Source organism: Pseudomonas sp. 22490 (assembly GCF_052044465.1).
In the GTDB taxonomy this organism is placed as follows: domain Bacteria; phylum Pseudomonadota; class Gammaproteobacteria; order Pseudomonadales; family Pseudomonadaceae; genus Pseudomonas; species Pseudomonas aeruginosa.
The window spans coordinates 14,453-27,425 of the sequence record NZ_JBQENS010000015.1; the positions used below are offsets into that span (position 1 = coordinate 14,453).

Genomic DNA, 12,973 nt, shown 5'->3' on the forward strand with positions numbered 1-12,973 from the left:
CCGCGGCTGGTTGGATGAGACGTGAAGTGGAAACCGTATGAACAGAGCTGCACAACAGGGCTTCACCCTGCTCGAGATGATTGTGGTGTTGGTGATTATCGGCATGCTGATGGGGCTCGTCGGGCCGCGACTGTTCAATCAGGCCGACAAGGCGAAGGCGCAGACGGCGGATACCCAGGTGAAGATGCTCAAGGGCGCGTTGCTCACCATGCGCCTGGACATCGGCCGGCTGCCGACCGAAGAAGAAGGCCTGGCGCTACTCAACACGCCGCCTTCCGATGAACGTCTCGGGGCCTTCTGGCACGGGCCCTACCTCGAGGGCGGCGTACCGCTGGACCCCTGGAACCGGCCTTACCTGTACAGCGACAGGCCGAGTGCCGAACAACCCTTCACTCTCTACAGCCAGGGCGCGGATGGGCAGCCCGGTGGGAAAGGCCTGGATGCCGATGTCGGTTACGCGCCCAAACGTTGACCAGGCCGCGTTCACCTTGCTCGAACTGCTGGTGGTGCTGGTAATCGTCGGGGCCATTGCTGCGGTGGCGTTGCCCGGCCTGGTGAGGATGCAGGAGACCTGGGCGCGCAGGACCGCGCTGGACGATCTGTTCAATCAATTGCAGACCCTGGGCTATCGCGTGCGCAGCGATGGGCGGGAGCTGCTCATTGGTGAGAGCGGGGCGGTTCCCGAGCAGTTGCTGCGACTGCCCGATGGCTGGACGGTTACTGCTCGGCCGCCGATACGTTACATGGCAAACGGAGTTTGCCTGGGCGGAAAGTTGCAGGTCCATCATGGGCGCGCGACACATACGCTGCTGCTTCAGCCACCCCTCTGCGCGCCCGGGACGATCCGCTGATGCCGGCGCGGCAGGAAGGCTTCACGCTCCTGGAGGCGGTGGTTGCGCTGACGCTCCTGGCAGTGGTCGGCGGTGCGCTATTCGCCTGGCTCAACAGTGCCTTTCGGAGCATGCAGCGGGTCGAGGCGGCCGAGCTGCGCATCGAGACGGCCCGGGTGGCGATGGCCTATCTGGAGCGCATGAACCCTGCGCTCGAACCCGCAGGCAGGGTCCGGTTGGGGCATTACCGGCTGGAGTGGCGAAGTTCGCCGCTGTCCGCGTCGAAAGCGGCGGTGGGCCGCCATAGCGGCAGTCCGGGCATCTACGACGTGACCTTGTTCAGGGTCGTCGCCAGCATCCGGGCCGGCGATGGAACGCCGCAGACGCTGCAACTGGAGCTTCCCGGTTACGTGGTCATCCCAGCGCGACTGGGTGATGGACCATGATCCGCTCGCGACGAAAACAGGGTGCATTCACCCTGCTCGAGATGATCGTGGTGCTGCTGGTCGTTTCCTTCATCGGCACGTTGCTCATGCAAGGGTTGAGCTATGCCAGCAAGGCCAACCAGTCCTTGCACCAGAGCCTGGGGCGCGGACAGGTCCGGGCGCTGACCTTCGATTGGTTCCGTGATGCGGTGGAGAACCTGGTCGCTCCCGAGGCTGGCGAGGTCCGCTGGCGTCTGCGAGGGGACGAACTCAGTTTCGAGGCCATGTCTGCCGCGGCCCTGGATCGCCGTGCGGGCATCCCGACGCCCTTGGCCTTCCGGCTCGAGCGGCGGGCAGGAGAGGACAGGACCGAGTTGATCTATGTGCGAAGGCTGGAGGACAGTCGCTGGCCCCTCCTGCATCTGCGCGGCGAAGCTCGCTTCCGCTATCTGGACGGTCACGGCCAGTGGCACCGGGACTGGCCGCCGAGCGCGCAACTGGCCGATACCCTTCCCGAGGCGATGGCACTGACGGCTCCCGAGGAGCGCCTGTTTGTCCTTGTCGCGGTCGCGCTGCCCAGAGCGAGGCCCGCCGAACATGATTTCTGATGGCGCATGCCGACATGCGGCGTCTGCCCGCTCGTCTGGCTTCGTTCTGGTCGGAGTGGTCTGGTTCCTGGCCATCATGACCCTGCTGGCCAGTGCCGCTGTACTCTGGGTCGGGCGCTCGCTGGATGCCACGGAAAACCGGCGCAAGGCGCTGCTTCGTGAGCTGGAGGAGCATGCCTTGCTGGCGCGGGTCCAATGGCTGGTGGCTACCCAGCGCTATACCGTCGCGGGCCTGAGCGTACCGGGAAATGCTGGCGCCGCGCCGAGCAAGGTGGACATGGACACTTCGATCCTGCCCATTGGCGGGGAGCTGCCTCTGGATGGCCGGGAGTTCTGCATGGCCAATGGCTGGTGCGTTGCGCTGCTCGATCGCTCTGCGCGCCTCAGTCTTTCCGGCATCGATCCGCGGGTACTGTCCAGGCTGCTGGCGGGGTTGGGGGTTCCCGCCGAGCAGGTGCAGGTCATGGTCGCCCAATGGTTCAGCTATCTCTATCCCGGCGCCGCTCCACGACTGGGTAGTGCCGCGCAAGCCAGCGACAGGTCCTCTCCGGGCCAGGCCCGGCGCCGTCCGTTGCGCTCGGTGATGGAAGTCTTCCGGCTGGAGGCCTGGCGCCCCTGGGAAGCGCATTTGCTCGACGCCGGTTGGCGCGATCTGGTCGCGGCGGACGAGGCGGCGCTGAACATCAACACCGCGGATGCCCGAATCCTGTCTCTTGCCTGGGGACTACCGGAGGACGCTGTCGGCCGACTGCTGCAAGCCCGCTGGCAGCGTCCGTTCACCCGGATGTCGGACCTGCATGACATCCTCGGGGGTCATGCGAGGCTGGTTCCCGAGGATGGCTGGGCGCGCCTGGCCAGTCCGGTCCTGTCGATTCGGCTCTACCCGCCAGGAGCCGAGCAGGGGACGGAATACGAGGTCCGCTTCAACTCAGAGCACCGCCTGCTGCCACCCTGGCAGCTTCTCTCGAAGAGGTCCGTGAAGATAAATGATCGCTACTCGAATCCTCCGCTGCATCCCGATATCGCCCCCGGGGTTCTTGCCGCCCCGCTTGTGGCAAGGCCGTGGTAAGGATGGCCGGGCGCAGCTTGAGTGGGTACGTAGAGGTACAGGGTTGGCGCGGCGCGCCCCAGCGCAGTGGATCGTGGATCGGGCGTGGTGTGTCTATCGCTGTCTCGATCTCAATCATGTACCGCGCTCTGACCGGTATCAGGCACTGGCGTTGAAGCTTGCCGCCCTGGCGCCTTTTCGCCGCGCAGGCCATTACGTAGCCTGGCGGGGTGGCCATGCTCTGGTCTGGTTCTGGGATGAGGAGGTCCGGGAGGCCGTTGCCGAAGACTGCGTCGACCAACCTCGGCGTTATCGCTGTATCCCCGAATCCCTCCTGCAGGCTCCCCCTCGGTCGGTCGCGGAAGGCGAGACGGTTCGGCTGCTTCGGGTTCGCTCCGGGCTGGATCTCCAGGTCTGGAGAGATGACTGCCTTGTCCTGAGCCATTTCTTTCCCAGCCCACCCCAGCCAGAACAATGGGTTCGGTTGCTCCGGGGGCTGGCGGGAATACGCATCCCGGAGAGCCTGGTTGCCGAGCCTGGGGAAGCGCTGGGCCGTCCCTGGGCCGTTCCGGCGGCGGAAGCAACGCTGCTGCGATGGGAGCGTTGGTTGCCGCATGGGCTCATAGCCACCCTGTTGCTGGGATGCGGATTCAATCTGGGGGAAGGTTTGTCCTGGTGGTGGGCCGAGCGTGCGCTGCGAACGCAGTACGACCAACTGAACGGCCAGGTCTCGCCGATCCTCAGCGCACGCAACCAGGCCTTGCAGACCAATCGGATGGCCACGGAGCTGGGGCGCGCTTTGCAGCATCGCTCGCAGGTGGTGCTGCTGGGACAGGTAGCGGAACTGTTGCCGAAGGACAGTCGGTTGCTCGCCTGGCGCTATCGAGGCTCCGAGCTGGAGTTGCGGATTGGCACCGACAGTGTCGACCCGCGTCTCTATGTGAGGCGTTTCATGGAGTCGGGGAGTTTCGAAGATGTCAGGGTGGAACCTTCGCAGAGCGAGGGGCTATCGCTGAGCCTGGTCCTGCGTACGCCGGGGGAGGGTGCCTGATGTCGGACTTCCAGCGATCACTGCAGTTCCAGGGGCGGAACCTGCAACGACAATGGCAGGAAAAACCACTCTTGCGCATGGCCATCTGGAGCCTGTGCCTGCTGCTGGTTGTGCATCTGGTCATGCTCAGCATGGATTGGAGGGAGGAACGAGGGGAGGAATATCGTCGTCTGGCCGGGGAATGGCTCAAGCTCCAGGACGTTTCCCGGCAGACCGCCTGGCCGGAGCGGGCGATGCAGGCGGAGCAGGTCCTCAACCTTCAGCGAGAGCGCTTCTGGCAGGCGCCGAATGCGTCGCAGGCGAGGGCCGATGTGCAGGCCTGGCTGACCGAGCGGGTTCGCCTGGCGGGCGTCCCTGACGCGGAAGTGAGCGTACTGCTTCCTCGCGGCTTCGAGAAGCAAGGGACGATCGCGCGTATCGAGGCCCAGGTTCGCGGGCAGTTGCAGCCAGCCTCGTTCAGTCGGTTGTTGCAGGATATAGAAGCGGAGCAGCGACAAGTATCGGTGGAGTTTCTGGAACTGAACAATATGTTGTCGCCCATGCTCAATCTACAATTGTCGTTCCTGTTCGTAGCGGCCTATTGAAGCGGATGCGGATCGGGCAGCACCCGTTTGCCGGAAGAGTTCGGCTAGAGGTCGGCGCCCGTCGATGGAGCGAGTTGCCGCCAGGCGGCCGGGAAACCGAATCCGCTCGGGACGCCTGCGATTCGGCTCTCCGGCCCGCCACTGTCGCATTCGCGCAGCGAAGAACGGCCAGTCTGGTCCGGCCTGTAAACAAGTGCAAAATTTTACTTCATGGTCGGCTTGGCACTCCGAGCCGGCTCGTCCATGCTGGAGCACAACTTTCCCATGGATACCATTGCCATGAAGTTCCTGCTGCCCCTGCTGCTGTTATTTCCGCTTTCCACTCTCGCCGACGACAAGGACTACGACCAATGCATACTCGACTACCAACGCACGGCGAAGAGCGGGGTGGCGGTTCACTTCATCACCCAGGCCTGCGACAAGTTGTATAACGACGGTTCCTTCCTGCTGTCGCGGGAAAAGGCTTATTACGAGTGTCTGCTGGAGAACCTGCCGGGGGTGGAGAACAACCTGGCGGCGCAGAAGATCAGGAGCGCTTGCGAATCGAAGTCGCAGAATTGATCTGGCGAGGAGGGGAGCGAAAGTAGCCAGTGAGGTTTCCGACGGCATCGGCAGGATGCCGTCGGGAAAACCGGCTTAGCGTTGCAGCCAGGATTCGACGGTTTCGGAACCGTACTGTTCTTTCCAGGCTTTCAGAACCTTGTGGTTGCCGCCCTTGGTTTCGACGACTTCACCGTTGTTCGGGTTCTTGTAGACCTTCAGGGCGCGGGCACGGCGCTGCGGAGCGGCGCTGACGGTGACCGGAGCCTTGGGGTCGAGGATGGCGATGATGTTGTGCAGGGTCATGCCGTACTTGTCCATCAACGCCTGCAACTTGTCCTTGAATTCCAGTTCCTGCTTCAGGCTGCTGTCGCTTTTCAGCTTTTCCAGCAGGGCCAGTTGCTCCTGAAGTTTGCGCTCTGCCTCGCGGAACTCGGCAAGTTTGGACATTCGTTTCACTCCCGTTCTAAAAATATGGTGCTGGGTTTTGGTGCATTTATAGTGGCTTTACGGACTTTCCGTGTCCGCGGCAAAGGATAAGTCTTTATCTACTGGGAGAACAATATAGTTGCACGGTTTTATTGACTAACGGACTGTGGGGACAGCTTGCCGGATGTTTCCCGGAAGAATATGAAACCTTTATGTCCGTGGGGATAATGCTTCGTACAACCCATGGGAGAGAGACGGCAGAACGGGCCCGTTGTGTGGAAGCCCGTTTTAGAGCAGATGGCGAAGCGCCAGGGGAGAGTCGGGCGAATCAATCGCCCCGATATTCGCAACCGCTGGTGCAAGTTTCGTGGACGCGGACCTTGGAGAGTTCCGGCAACAGCGGCTTGAGTTGTTGCCAGATCCAGCGGCAGAGGTTTTCGCTGGTGGGGTTTTCCAGGCCTGGAATATCGTTCAGATAATTGTGGTCGAGTTGCTCGTAGATCGGCTTGAAGATCGCCTTGATTTCCGCGAAGTCGCGGATCCAGCCGGTATGCGGATCGACCTCACCTTCGATGTGGATGGCGACACGGAACGAGTGGCCGTGCAGGCGCCCGCATTTGTGGCCTTCGGGGACGTGGGGCAGGCGATGGGCGGATTCGAAGGTGAATTCTTTGAAGAGTTCCACTGTAGTGCGCTCTGGATCGGGGTTATCGGACAACCGGAATGGGGGCGCCATGGTAGCAGGTTTGCGCGCCGGACCCGGTCTGCTCCGACCGGGCGGTCGTTTACCTGAGTTGCAGGCGGCGCGCCAGGCGCGCCAGGTTGGCGCGATCCAGGCCCAGCTCGCGTGCAGCCGAGGCCCAGCTTCCCTGGTGGCGGGCCAGGCAGTCCTGGATCAGGCGGCGTTGGTAGGCGTCGGTGGCCGCGCGCAACGAGTGACCGGTCGTTGGCGCGGCGGGCGCGGGCTCGACCACGCTGCGAGGTGGCGCGGGGGTTTCCGCGGGCAGGTCGAGATCCTGCCGATGCAGGGTGACGATCCGCGACCGCTCCGGATTGTGGCCGAGGGCCTTGAGCGAGGCGCGGCCGACCAGGTGCTCGAGTTCGCGCACGTTGCCCGGCCAGCGATAGTCGAGGAGCGCGGCCTGGGCCTCGTGGTCCAGGCGCAGGCTGCGCAGTCCCAGGCGCGGTCGGTTTTCCTCGAGGAAGTAGCCGGCCAGCAGGAGGATATCGCGGCCGCGCTCGCGCAGCGGCGGCACGCGCAAGGGATAGACGCTGAGGCGATGGTAGAGATCGGCGCGGAAGCGCCCGGCACGCACTTCCTCGGCCAGGTCGCGGTTGGTGGCTGCGATCAGGCGTACGTCGACGCGGTGCTCGCGATCGGAGCCGACCCGCTGCAACTGCCCGCTCTGCAGCACGCGGAGCAGCTTGGCCTGCACCGCCAGCGGCAACTCGCCGACCTCGTCGAGGAACAGGCTGCCGCCGTCGGCCAGTTCGAACTTGCCGCGCCGTTCGTTGACCGCGCCGGAGAAGGCGCCGCGCACATGGCCGAACAATTCGCTTTCCACCAGGGTCTCGGGCAGCGCGGCGCAGTTGAGACTGATCATCGGCTTGCCGCTGCGCATGGAATGCCGGTGGATGGATTGCGCCACCAGTTCCTTGCCGACCCCGGTCTCGCCGGTGATCAGTACGCTCAGGTCGCTGTTGGCGACCAGGCGGATTTCTTCCAGCAGCGCCTTGTGCGCGGCGCTCTGGCCGATCATTTCCCGTGGCCGCTCGCCAGCGGCTTCGAGATAGGCCTCGGCGCGCTGGTGCTCGTCCTCGGCGCGGCGGGTCAGGTCGCGCATCCGCTCGCTGGCCTTGACCGTGGCGGCGGCGAGGCTGGCGAAGGCCTCCAGGGTATCCAGGTCGGCGCTGGCGAAGCGCGACGGATCGAGGGTATCCAGGGTCAGCAAGCCCCAGGGCTGGTCGTCGAGGTACAGCGGACAGCCCAGGCAATCATGGATTTCCAGGTGGCCGTGGAGGCCTTCCACCAGACCGTCGTAGGGATCGGGCAGGCCGCAGTCGGCGGGGAAGCGGGTCGGCCCGCGGCGCTCCAGGAGGGCCTCGAGGCGCGGATGTTCGCCGACCCGGAAGCGCCGGCCGAGGGTGTCCGGGCTGAGGCCGTCCACCGCCAGCGGGATCAGGTATTCGCCGTCCAGGCGCAGCAGCGCGGTGGCGTCGCAGGGCAGCAGGTCGCGCAGGGCCTGGAGCAGGCGGCGGTAGCGTTCGTCTTCCGGCAGGTCGCGGGACAGGTCGGCAACCAGCGGGATCAGGGTGGCAAGCAAGGGGTTGGTGGTCATTTCGACCTCTTTGCAGTCCTAATGACTCTGAATGGTTGCAGTCATTATGACCTATGCCGGCCTGCAAGGCCCGTGAATTCTGGTAGTTTGCCTTGGCACGCTTCCTGAAATGCTTCGAGGTGAAACAAAACCTTGCATGCGTCAGGAGTCATCTATGTTGTCCAATGCCCAACGTGCCCTCATCAAAGCCACCGTACCGCTGCTGGAGACCGGCGGTGAAGCGCTGATCACCCATTTCTACCGCACCATGCTCGGCGAGTACCCCGAGGTTCGCCCGCTGTTCAACCAGGCCCACCAGGCCAGCGGCGACCAGCCGCGGGCGCTGGCCAATGGCGTGCTGATGTACGCCAGGCACATCGACCAGTTGCAGGAACTCGGCCCGCTGGTGGCCAAGGTGGTGAACAAGCATGTCTCCCTGCAGGTGCTGCCCGAACACTATCCGATCGTCGGCACTTGCCTGTTGCGGGCGATCCGCGAGGTCCTCGGCGAACAGATCGCCACCGACGAAGTCCTCGAAGCCTGGGGCGCGGCCTACCAGCAACTGGCCGACCTGCTGATCGAGGCCGAGGAGTCGGTGTATGCCGCCAGCGCCCAGGCCGATGGCGGCTGGCGCGGCGTGCGGCGCTTCCGCGTGGCACGCAAGCAGGCGGAGAGCGAGGAAATCACCTCGTTCTACCTGGAGCCGGTGGACGGCCAGCCGCTGCTGGCGTTCCAGCCGGGACAGTACATCGGCCTGCGGCTGGACATCGACGGCGAGGAAGTGCGCCGCAACTATTCGCTTTCCGCTGCCAGCAACGGCCGCGAATACCGCATCAGCGTCAAGCGCGAGGCGGGTGGACGGGTCTCCAATTACCTGCATGACCGGGTCGCCGAGGGCGACGAGCTGGATCTGTTTCCGCCGGCTGGCGATTTCGTCCTGCGTGACAGCGACAAGCCGCTGGTGCTGATCACCGCCGGCGTCGGCATCACCCCGGCCCTGGCCATGTTGCAGGAAGCGCTGCCGCAGGCGCGGCCGATCCGCTTCATCCATTGCGCCCGGCATGGCGGCGTGCATGCCTTCCGCGACTGGATCGAAGACGTGTCGGCGCAGCACGAGCAGGTCGAGCACTTCTTCTGCTACAGCGAACCGCGCGCCGGCGACAGTGCCGACGCCGAGGGATTGCTGAGCCGCGAGAAACTGGCCGACTGGTTGCCGCAGGAGCGCGACCTGGACGCCTACTTCCTCGGACCCCGGCCTTTCATGGCGCAGGTCAAGCGCCACCTGGCCGACCTCGGCGTACCCTCGCAGCAATGCCACTACGAGTTCTTCGGTCCGGCCGCCGCGCTGGACGCCTGAAGCGACGGGCCGGCGCGAGGTGCGTCGGCCCTTTTTCGGAAAAAGGAGATCGAGATGAACGCTCTGTTCGATTGTCCACGGCGGGTGCTGCGGATCGGTCACGGGCTGCTGGCGGCCGGCCTGGCGCTGCTCGTCGCCGGCGTGATCGCCGCCTATTTCCTCGACCGCTACCTGAACATGCCGGCGCTGGTGTTTTCCCATGCGCTGGTGATCCTCGGCCCGACCCTGTTGAAGATCGGCTACGTGATGCGCCTGAGCGCGCTGTTCCGCATGCGTCGACCCGGTTGGGAGGTCTGCTGTGCAAGTGCTTGATCGTTCCAGGCTGATGGCCATACCGCCGATCTGGCGCCTGGGCTTCCGCCCGTTCTTCCTCGGCGGCGCGCTGTTCGCGGTCCTCGCCATCGCGCTCTGGCTGGCGGCGCTGGCCGGGCTCTGGAGCGGCTGGCAACCGGTCGGTGGCTGGCTGGCCTGGCATCGTCACGAAATGCTCTTCGGTTTCGGCGTGGCGATCATCGCCGGCTTCCTGTTGACCGCCGTGCAGACCTGGACCGGCGTACCCGGCCTGCAGGGCAAACCCCTGGCCCTGCTCGCCGGGCTCTGGCTGGCGGCGCGCCTGGCCTGGCTATTCGATGCGCCGCTGGCGCTGCTGCTGGTGCTGCAACTGAGCTTCCTGCCGCTATTGGCCTGGGCTATCGGTCGCAGCCTGTGGCGGGTGCGGCAGAAGCGCAATTACCCGGTGGTGGGCCTGTTGCTGCTGTTGACCCTGGCCGACGCCCTGGTCCTGCTCGGCCTGTTCGAGGGCAACGACGACTGGCAACGGCGTGCCTCCATCGCCGCGCTATGGCTGATCGCCGGGATGATGAACCTGATCGGCGGGCGGGTGATCCCGTTCTTCACCCAGCGCGGTCTCGGCCGTCAGCAGCAGGTGCCGGCGATCGCCTGGCTGGACAATGGCATCCTGCTGGGCTGTGTGCTGGTGGCGCTGCTCACCGCCGCGGGCGTCACGACGCAGCCGACGCCCTGGCTTGCAGGACTGTTCGCCGCCCTCGGTGGTGCGCAACTGTGGCGCCTGTGGCGTTGGCGCGATCGCGGCATCTGGCAGGTGCCGCTGCTCTGGTCTCTGCACCTGGCATATTTCTGGATCGCCGTGGCGCCGCTTGGCATGGCGCTCTGGAGCCTGGGCCTGGCGCTGGCGCCGAGCCAGGCGCTGCACGCGCTGGCGGTGGGCGGCATGGGCGGGTTGATCCTGGCGATGCTGGCACGGGTCACTCTCGGCCATACCGGTCGCGCGCTGCAACCGCCGGCAGCGATGCCCTGGGCTTTCGCCCTGCTCAATCTCGGCTGCGCGGCGCGGGTGTTCCTGCCCAGCCTGTTGCCGGCGAACTGGGCGCTGCCCCTGGCAGGCGGACTGTGGGCTTTGGCGTTCCTGCTGTTCGCCTGGTTCTATGCGCCGATGCTGTGTCGTCCGCGGGTCGACGGCCATCCCGGTTGATCAGGGGGCTTGCCGCAGACGCCGCAGCTCCTGGTTCAGCCAGTCGGCGGAGTTGCGCGTCTGCGTGGCGCAGCGCACCTGGTAGGGCTTGCCGCTGAGGCTGCTCTGGGTCGCGGCGCGCTCGATGAAGTCCTCGCTGCTGGCGACCAGATCCTTGCGCTCCAGGTAGTCGAGCTTCTTCTGCAGGTGGGCGCGGGCTTCCGCGGCCGGGTATTCGCTGCCGTTGCGGATGAAGGTGCAGCCGCTGTCTTCAACAAAGCTCAGCAAGCGGCCGATCTCCTGGCTCGCCTGCGGGGAGGGCGCGGCCAGCGCCGGCAGGCTCGAGGCCAGCAGCCAACAGGCGGCGCAGGTAGTCCGCCAGGTAATCGTGAAAGCGCGCATCGTTCCAGTACTCCATGTGGCTCAACGGGGTGTGCCGCTTGTACCAGGGACCGACCGGCAGGGCGAGGTCCTCGTGGACGACCGCGGCGTAGTTCTGCAACGGCCGCAGCGGATAGCCGAGCGGATCGGCCGGCGCGTAGACGTTCAGCCAGCGTGCCTGCTGGCGGATGGCCGGGGGCAGGCAGTGGCCGGGAAAGCGGATCGGACAGACCTTCTCGTAGGCGAAGGTGAACAGCGGGATGTTGCAACCGAAGGTGACCAGCCCGGCCAGGGTTTCCAGGCCGAGGAAGGGGTCGATCGAGCAACTCGGCGTGCGGTTGAGTTTCTGCTGGTCCCAGATGAAATTGGACACGATGTGCCCGCCCAGGGAGTGGGCGAGGATCACCAGCGGCGTCTGCGGCCCGACTTTCGCGCGCAGGGCCATGATCCCGCTGCGCACGTGCTGGTGGACCTGCTGGTAGGTGGTGTCGTAGGCGGCGCTGACCTTGCGGTAGCCGCTGGCGTCGCCGAGGAATAGCGTCACCGCCCGGCGCAGCCAGCGCCAGCCCAGCGGCTCGCGCTCGATGCGCTTGAGGTAGTCCAGCTCGCGGGCGTCCAGTACGCTGGCCCAGTACAGGCTCTGGAAGGCCACCTCGCCGGCTTCCGCGCCGAGACGTCGGCGCAGCGCCGCCACCAGTTCGCGGGCGTAGCTGTGCAGACCGTCCTCGTCGCGGCTATCGGGCTGGTCGCCGATGCCGTGGATCAGCGCTACGGCCAGTTTCATGCAGGATCCTTCTCGTCGGTGGCGGCTCAGTCCAGCGCTTGCAGGCGTTCGCCGAGCCGGCCGCCGTCGACCAGTTCGAGGAATTCGTCGCCGAGCCTGCGGCTTTCCGCCATCGCCTGGCGCCAGTAGCGCTCGCGGCCGTCGTCGTCGCCGAGGTAGCGGGTGAAGTCCTTGCGGTCCGGCAGCTTGGCGTGCGGCAGGCGCGCCAGGTACTCGCGCGACGGCGCCAGCAGCAGCACGTCCTGCAGGCGCCCGGCGTCGCCACGGCGCCAGGGCAAGCCCTTGTCGAACCAGCCGGGGATCACCTTGTCGGTGAAGTGCGGGTAGAGCACCACGCCGCGGTCCTCGTAGGGCAGGTCGAGATGGTAGTCGAGCAGGCCGCCGTCGCGGTAGGTGCCGGGGCCGGCGCCAGGCAGGTCGCGGACGCCTTCCATGACCATCGGGATCGAGCCGGAGGCGAGCAGCGCCTGGCGCAGGTTGCCGCCGTCCAGGTGCAGGTAGCGCGACGGGAAGTCGGTCAGCGCGGCCAGCGGCGGCGCCTGGCGGGCGTCATGCAGGATCACCCGTTCGAAGTGGCGGTGCAGATGGCGGCGGCCGATCAGGTTGTCGCGGATCACCGAGGACAGCCCCAGGCCGAGGCTGGCCTTGTGGTCGTGGGCGAGGCGCCCGTGGCTCTTCACCACCACCACGTTGAGGCGGTACAGCGGGTTGTCGAGGATCCGCGCGTCCTGGCCGGCGAGCAGGTCGTCGAGCATCGCCGCGCACTTGCGCGAGACTTCGGCGATGCTCACGCCCTTGGGAAAACGCTGCCGGGTGTACAGCTCGCCGAGGCGGGTGAGGCCGGCCACGGCGTCGGGCAGGCAGGCACTGGCGAAGCGCCAGGAACCGATGGAGGCGCCGATCAGCGAGCGTTCACGCGGGGCGCGCGGCAGCCACTCGCCGAAGATCGCCAGGTCCAGTCCCTGGATGCCCAGCGCCTTTGGCCCGCCGGCGGCACCGGGGACGATGCCGACGTCGGCCGGCTGCAGGCCGCGCTCGCGGATGCGGGCGAGGGCGCGGCGACCGGCCTTGAGGGTCAGTGCGGGGGACTTGATCTGGATGGCTGGCATGCTGGTCTTCTCCCTTGCGGACCGGCGATTATAGGACG

The 12,973-nt window shown here is 66.0% G+C and carries 17 protein-coding genes; 11 read left to right on the top strand and 6 right to left on the bottom strand.

The window, feature by feature from the left end:
* Positions 1-37: 37 nt before the first annotated feature.
* The 8 genes from gspG (at position 38) to ACTJJX_RS17755 (ending at position 5,107) form a co-directional block, all read left to right on the top strand.
* Positions 38-472, top strand: coding sequence for a type II secretion system major pseudopilin GspG (gene gspG, locus ACTJJX_RS17720; protein ID WP_003110089.1), 435 nt, complete (start codon positions 38-40; stop codon positions 470-472).
* Entirely contained in the window at positions 441-851 is a 411-nt protein-coding gene (locus ACTJJX_RS17725) for a prepilin-type N-terminal cleavage/methylation domain-containing protein (protein WP_003097723.1), read from the top strand. The genes gspG and ACTJJX_RS17725 overlap by 32 nt, the downstream gene beginning before the upstream one ends.
* Positions 851-1,276 (top strand): PulJ/GspJ family protein, encoded by a 426-nt coding sequence (locus ACTJJX_RS17730; RefSeq protein ID WP_003110087.1) that lies wholly within the window; start codon positions 851-853, stop codon positions 1,274-1,276. The genes ACTJJX_RS17725 and ACTJJX_RS17730 overlap by 1 nt, the downstream gene beginning before the upstream one ends.
* Positions 1,273-1,863, top strand: coding sequence for a PulJ/GspJ family protein (locus ACTJJX_RS17735; RefSeq protein ID WP_016852732.1), 591 nt, complete (start codon positions 1,273-1,275; stop codon positions 1,861-1,863). Before ACTJJX_RS17730 ends, ACTJJX_RS17735 begins: the two co-directional genes overlap by 4 nt.
* The gene (locus ACTJJX_RS17740; RefSeq protein ID WP_016852733.1) at positions 1,853-2,932 is read left to right on the top strand and encodes a general secretion pathway protein GspK; all 1,080 of its coding nucleotides are present in this window, start codon (positions 1,853-1,855) and stop codon (positions 2,930-2,932) included. Before ACTJJX_RS17735 ends, ACTJJX_RS17740 begins: the two co-directional genes overlap by 11 nt.
* A 646-nt stretch (positions 2,933-3,578) precedes the next feature.
* A complete protein-coding gene (locus ACTJJX_RS17745; protein ID WP_060774333.1) occupies positions 3,579-3,962 on the top strand; it encodes a hypothetical protein in 384 nt (127 codons plus the stop codon).
* Positions 3,962-4,546, top strand: a complete 585-nt coding sequence (locus ACTJJX_RS17750) for a GspMb/PilO family protein (RefSeq protein ID WP_003097715.1) — start codon at positions 3,962-3,964, stop codon at positions 4,544-4,546. The genes ACTJJX_RS17745 and ACTJJX_RS17750 overlap by 1 nt, the downstream gene beginning before the upstream one ends.
* 264 nt (positions 4,547-4,810) lie before the next feature.
* Positions 4,811-5,107 carry a VF_A0006 family four-cysteine protein gene (locus ACTJJX_RS17755; protein ID WP_009877656.1) on the top strand — a complete coding sequence of 99 codons (297 nt, stop codon included), beginning with the start codon at positions 4,811-4,813 and terminating at the stop codon, positions 5,105-5,107.
* Positions 5,108-5,182: 75 nt separating this feature from the next.
* Here ACTJJX_RS17755 and mvaU read toward each other — a convergent pair whose 3' ends face one another.
* From mvaU to norR, 3 genes are all read right to left on the bottom strand, one after another.
* Positions 5,183-5,536 carry a histone-like nucleoid-structuring protein MvaU gene (mvaU, locus tag ACTJJX_RS17760; protein WP_003090506.1) on the bottom strand — a complete coding sequence of 118 codons (354 nt, stop codon included), beginning with the start codon at positions 5,534-5,536 and terminating at the stop codon, positions 5,183-5,185.
* Positions 5,537-5,843: 307 nt separating this feature from the next.
* On the bottom strand, positions 5,844-6,200 hold the full coding sequence (gene queD, locus ACTJJX_RS17765) for a 6-carboxytetrahydropterin synthase QueD (RefSeq protein ID WP_003090505.1): 357 nt from the start codon (positions 6,198-6,200) through the stop codon (positions 5,844-5,846).
* 100 nt (positions 6,201-6,300) lie between these two features.
* Positions 6,301-7,854, bottom strand: a complete 1,554-nt coding sequence (gene norR, locus ACTJJX_RS17770) for a nitric oxide reductase transcriptional regulator NorR (RefSeq protein WP_003113388.1) — start codon at positions 7,852-7,854, stop codon at positions 6,301-6,303.
* A 154-nt stretch (positions 7,855-8,008) separates the two neighbouring features.
* On the opposite strand from norR, the gene hmpA reads away from it, so the two are divergent.
* The 3 genes from hmpA to ACTJJX_RS17785 are packed head-to-tail and all read left to right on the top strand — an operon-like array spanning position 8,009 to position 10,682.
* Positions 8,009-9,190, top strand: a complete 1,182-nt coding sequence (hmpA, locus tag ACTJJX_RS17775; protein ID WP_003113387.1) for an NO-inducible flavohemoprotein — start codon at positions 8,009-8,011, stop codon at positions 9,188-9,190.
* A gap of 54 nt (positions 9,191-9,244) precedes the next feature.
* Positions 9,245-9,502, top strand: coding sequence for a psl/pyoverdine operon transcriptional regulator PpyR (ppyR, locus tag ACTJJX_RS17780; RefSeq protein WP_003090502.1), 258 nt, complete (start codon positions 9,245-9,247; stop codon positions 9,500-9,502).
* Entirely contained in the window at positions 9,489-10,682 is a 1,194-nt protein-coding gene (locus ACTJJX_RS17785; RefSeq protein WP_003122598.1) for an NnrS family protein, read from the top strand. The genes ppyR and ACTJJX_RS17785 overlap by 14 nt, the downstream gene beginning before the upstream one ends.
* On the opposite strand, the gene ACTJJX_RS17790 is transcribed toward ACTJJX_RS17785, so the two are convergent.
* Genes ACTJJX_RS17790 through ACTJJX_RS17800 form a run of 3 tightly spaced genes read right to left on the bottom strand, consistent with a single transcriptional unit; the run spans position 10,683 to position 12,935 of the window.
* Positions 10,683-10,949, bottom strand: a complete 267-nt coding sequence (locus ACTJJX_RS17790) for a DUF5329 domain-containing protein (RefSeq protein ID WP_003115326.1) — start codon at positions 10,947-10,949, stop codon at positions 10,683-10,685.
* Positions 10,933-11,826: a hypothetical protein gene (locus tag ACTJJX_RS17795; protein WP_003116712.1), complete on the bottom strand. Its 894-nt coding sequence runs from the start codon at positions 11,824-11,826 to the stop codon at positions 10,933-10,935. Before ACTJJX_RS17795 ends, ACTJJX_RS17790 begins: the two co-directional genes overlap by 17 nt.
* Positions 11,827-11,852: 26 nt before the next feature.
* Positions 11,853-12,935: a hypothetical protein gene (locus ACTJJX_RS17800; RefSeq protein WP_003113385.1), complete on the bottom strand. Its 1,083-nt coding sequence runs from the start codon at positions 12,933-12,935 to the stop codon at positions 11,853-11,855.
* Positions 12,936-12,973: the final 38 nt, after the last annotated feature.

What these genes read in the sequence shown, in the direction of transcription:
- gspG (WP_003110089.1), top strand. Translation starts at nt 38, where the DNA reads ATGAACAGAGCTGCACAACAGGGCTTCACCCTGCTCGAGATGATTGTG.
- ACTJJX_RS17725 (WP_003097723.1), top strand. Translation starts at nt 441, where the DNA reads ATGCCGATGTCGGTTACGCGCCCAAACGTTGACCAGGCCGCGTTCACC.
- ACTJJX_RS17730 (WP_003110087.1), top strand. Translation starts at nt 851, where the DNA reads ATGCCGGCGCGGCAGGAAGGCTTCACGCTCCTGGAGGCGGTGGTTGCG.
- ACTJJX_RS17735 (WP_016852732.1), top strand. Translation starts at nt 1,273, where the DNA reads ATGATCCGCTCGCGACGAAAACAGGGTGCATTCACCCTGCTCGAGATG.
- ACTJJX_RS17740 (WP_016852733.1), top strand. Translation starts at nt 1,853, where the DNA reads ATGATTTCTGATGGCGCATGCCGACATGCGGCGTCTGCCCGCTCGTCT.
- ACTJJX_RS17750 (WP_003097715.1), top strand. Translation starts at nt 3,962, where the DNA reads ATGTCGGACTTCCAGCGATCACTGCAGTTCCAGGGGCGGAACCTGCAA.
- ACTJJX_RS17755 (WP_009877656.1), top strand. Translation starts at nt 4,811, where the DNA reads ATGGATACCATTGCCATGAAGTTCCTGCTGCCCCTGCTGCTGTTATTT.
- mvaU (WP_003090506.1), bottom strand. Translation starts at nt 5,536, where the DNA reads ATGTCCAAACTTGCCGAGTTCCGCGAGGCAGAGCGCAAACTTCAGGAG.
- norR (WP_003113388.1), bottom strand. Translation starts at nt 7,854, where the DNA reads ATGACCACCAACCCCTTGCTTGCCACCCTGATCCCGCTGGTTGCCGAC.
- hmpA (WP_003113387.1), top strand. Translation starts at nt 8,009, where the DNA reads ATGTTGTCCAATGCCCAACGTGCCCTCATCAAAGCCACCGTACCGCTG.
- ppyR (WP_003090502.1), top strand. Translation starts at nt 9,245, where the DNA reads ATGAACGCTCTGTTCGATTGTCCACGGCGGGTGCTGCGGATCGGTCAC.
- ACTJJX_RS17795 (WP_003116712.1), bottom strand. Translation starts at nt 11,826, where the DNA reads ATGAAACTGGCCGTAGCGCTGATCCACGGCATCGGCGACCAGCCCGAT.
- ACTJJX_RS17800 (WP_003113385.1), bottom strand. Translation starts at nt 12,935, where the DNA reads ATGCCAGCCATCCAGATCAAGTCCCCCGCACTGACCCTCAAGGCCGGT.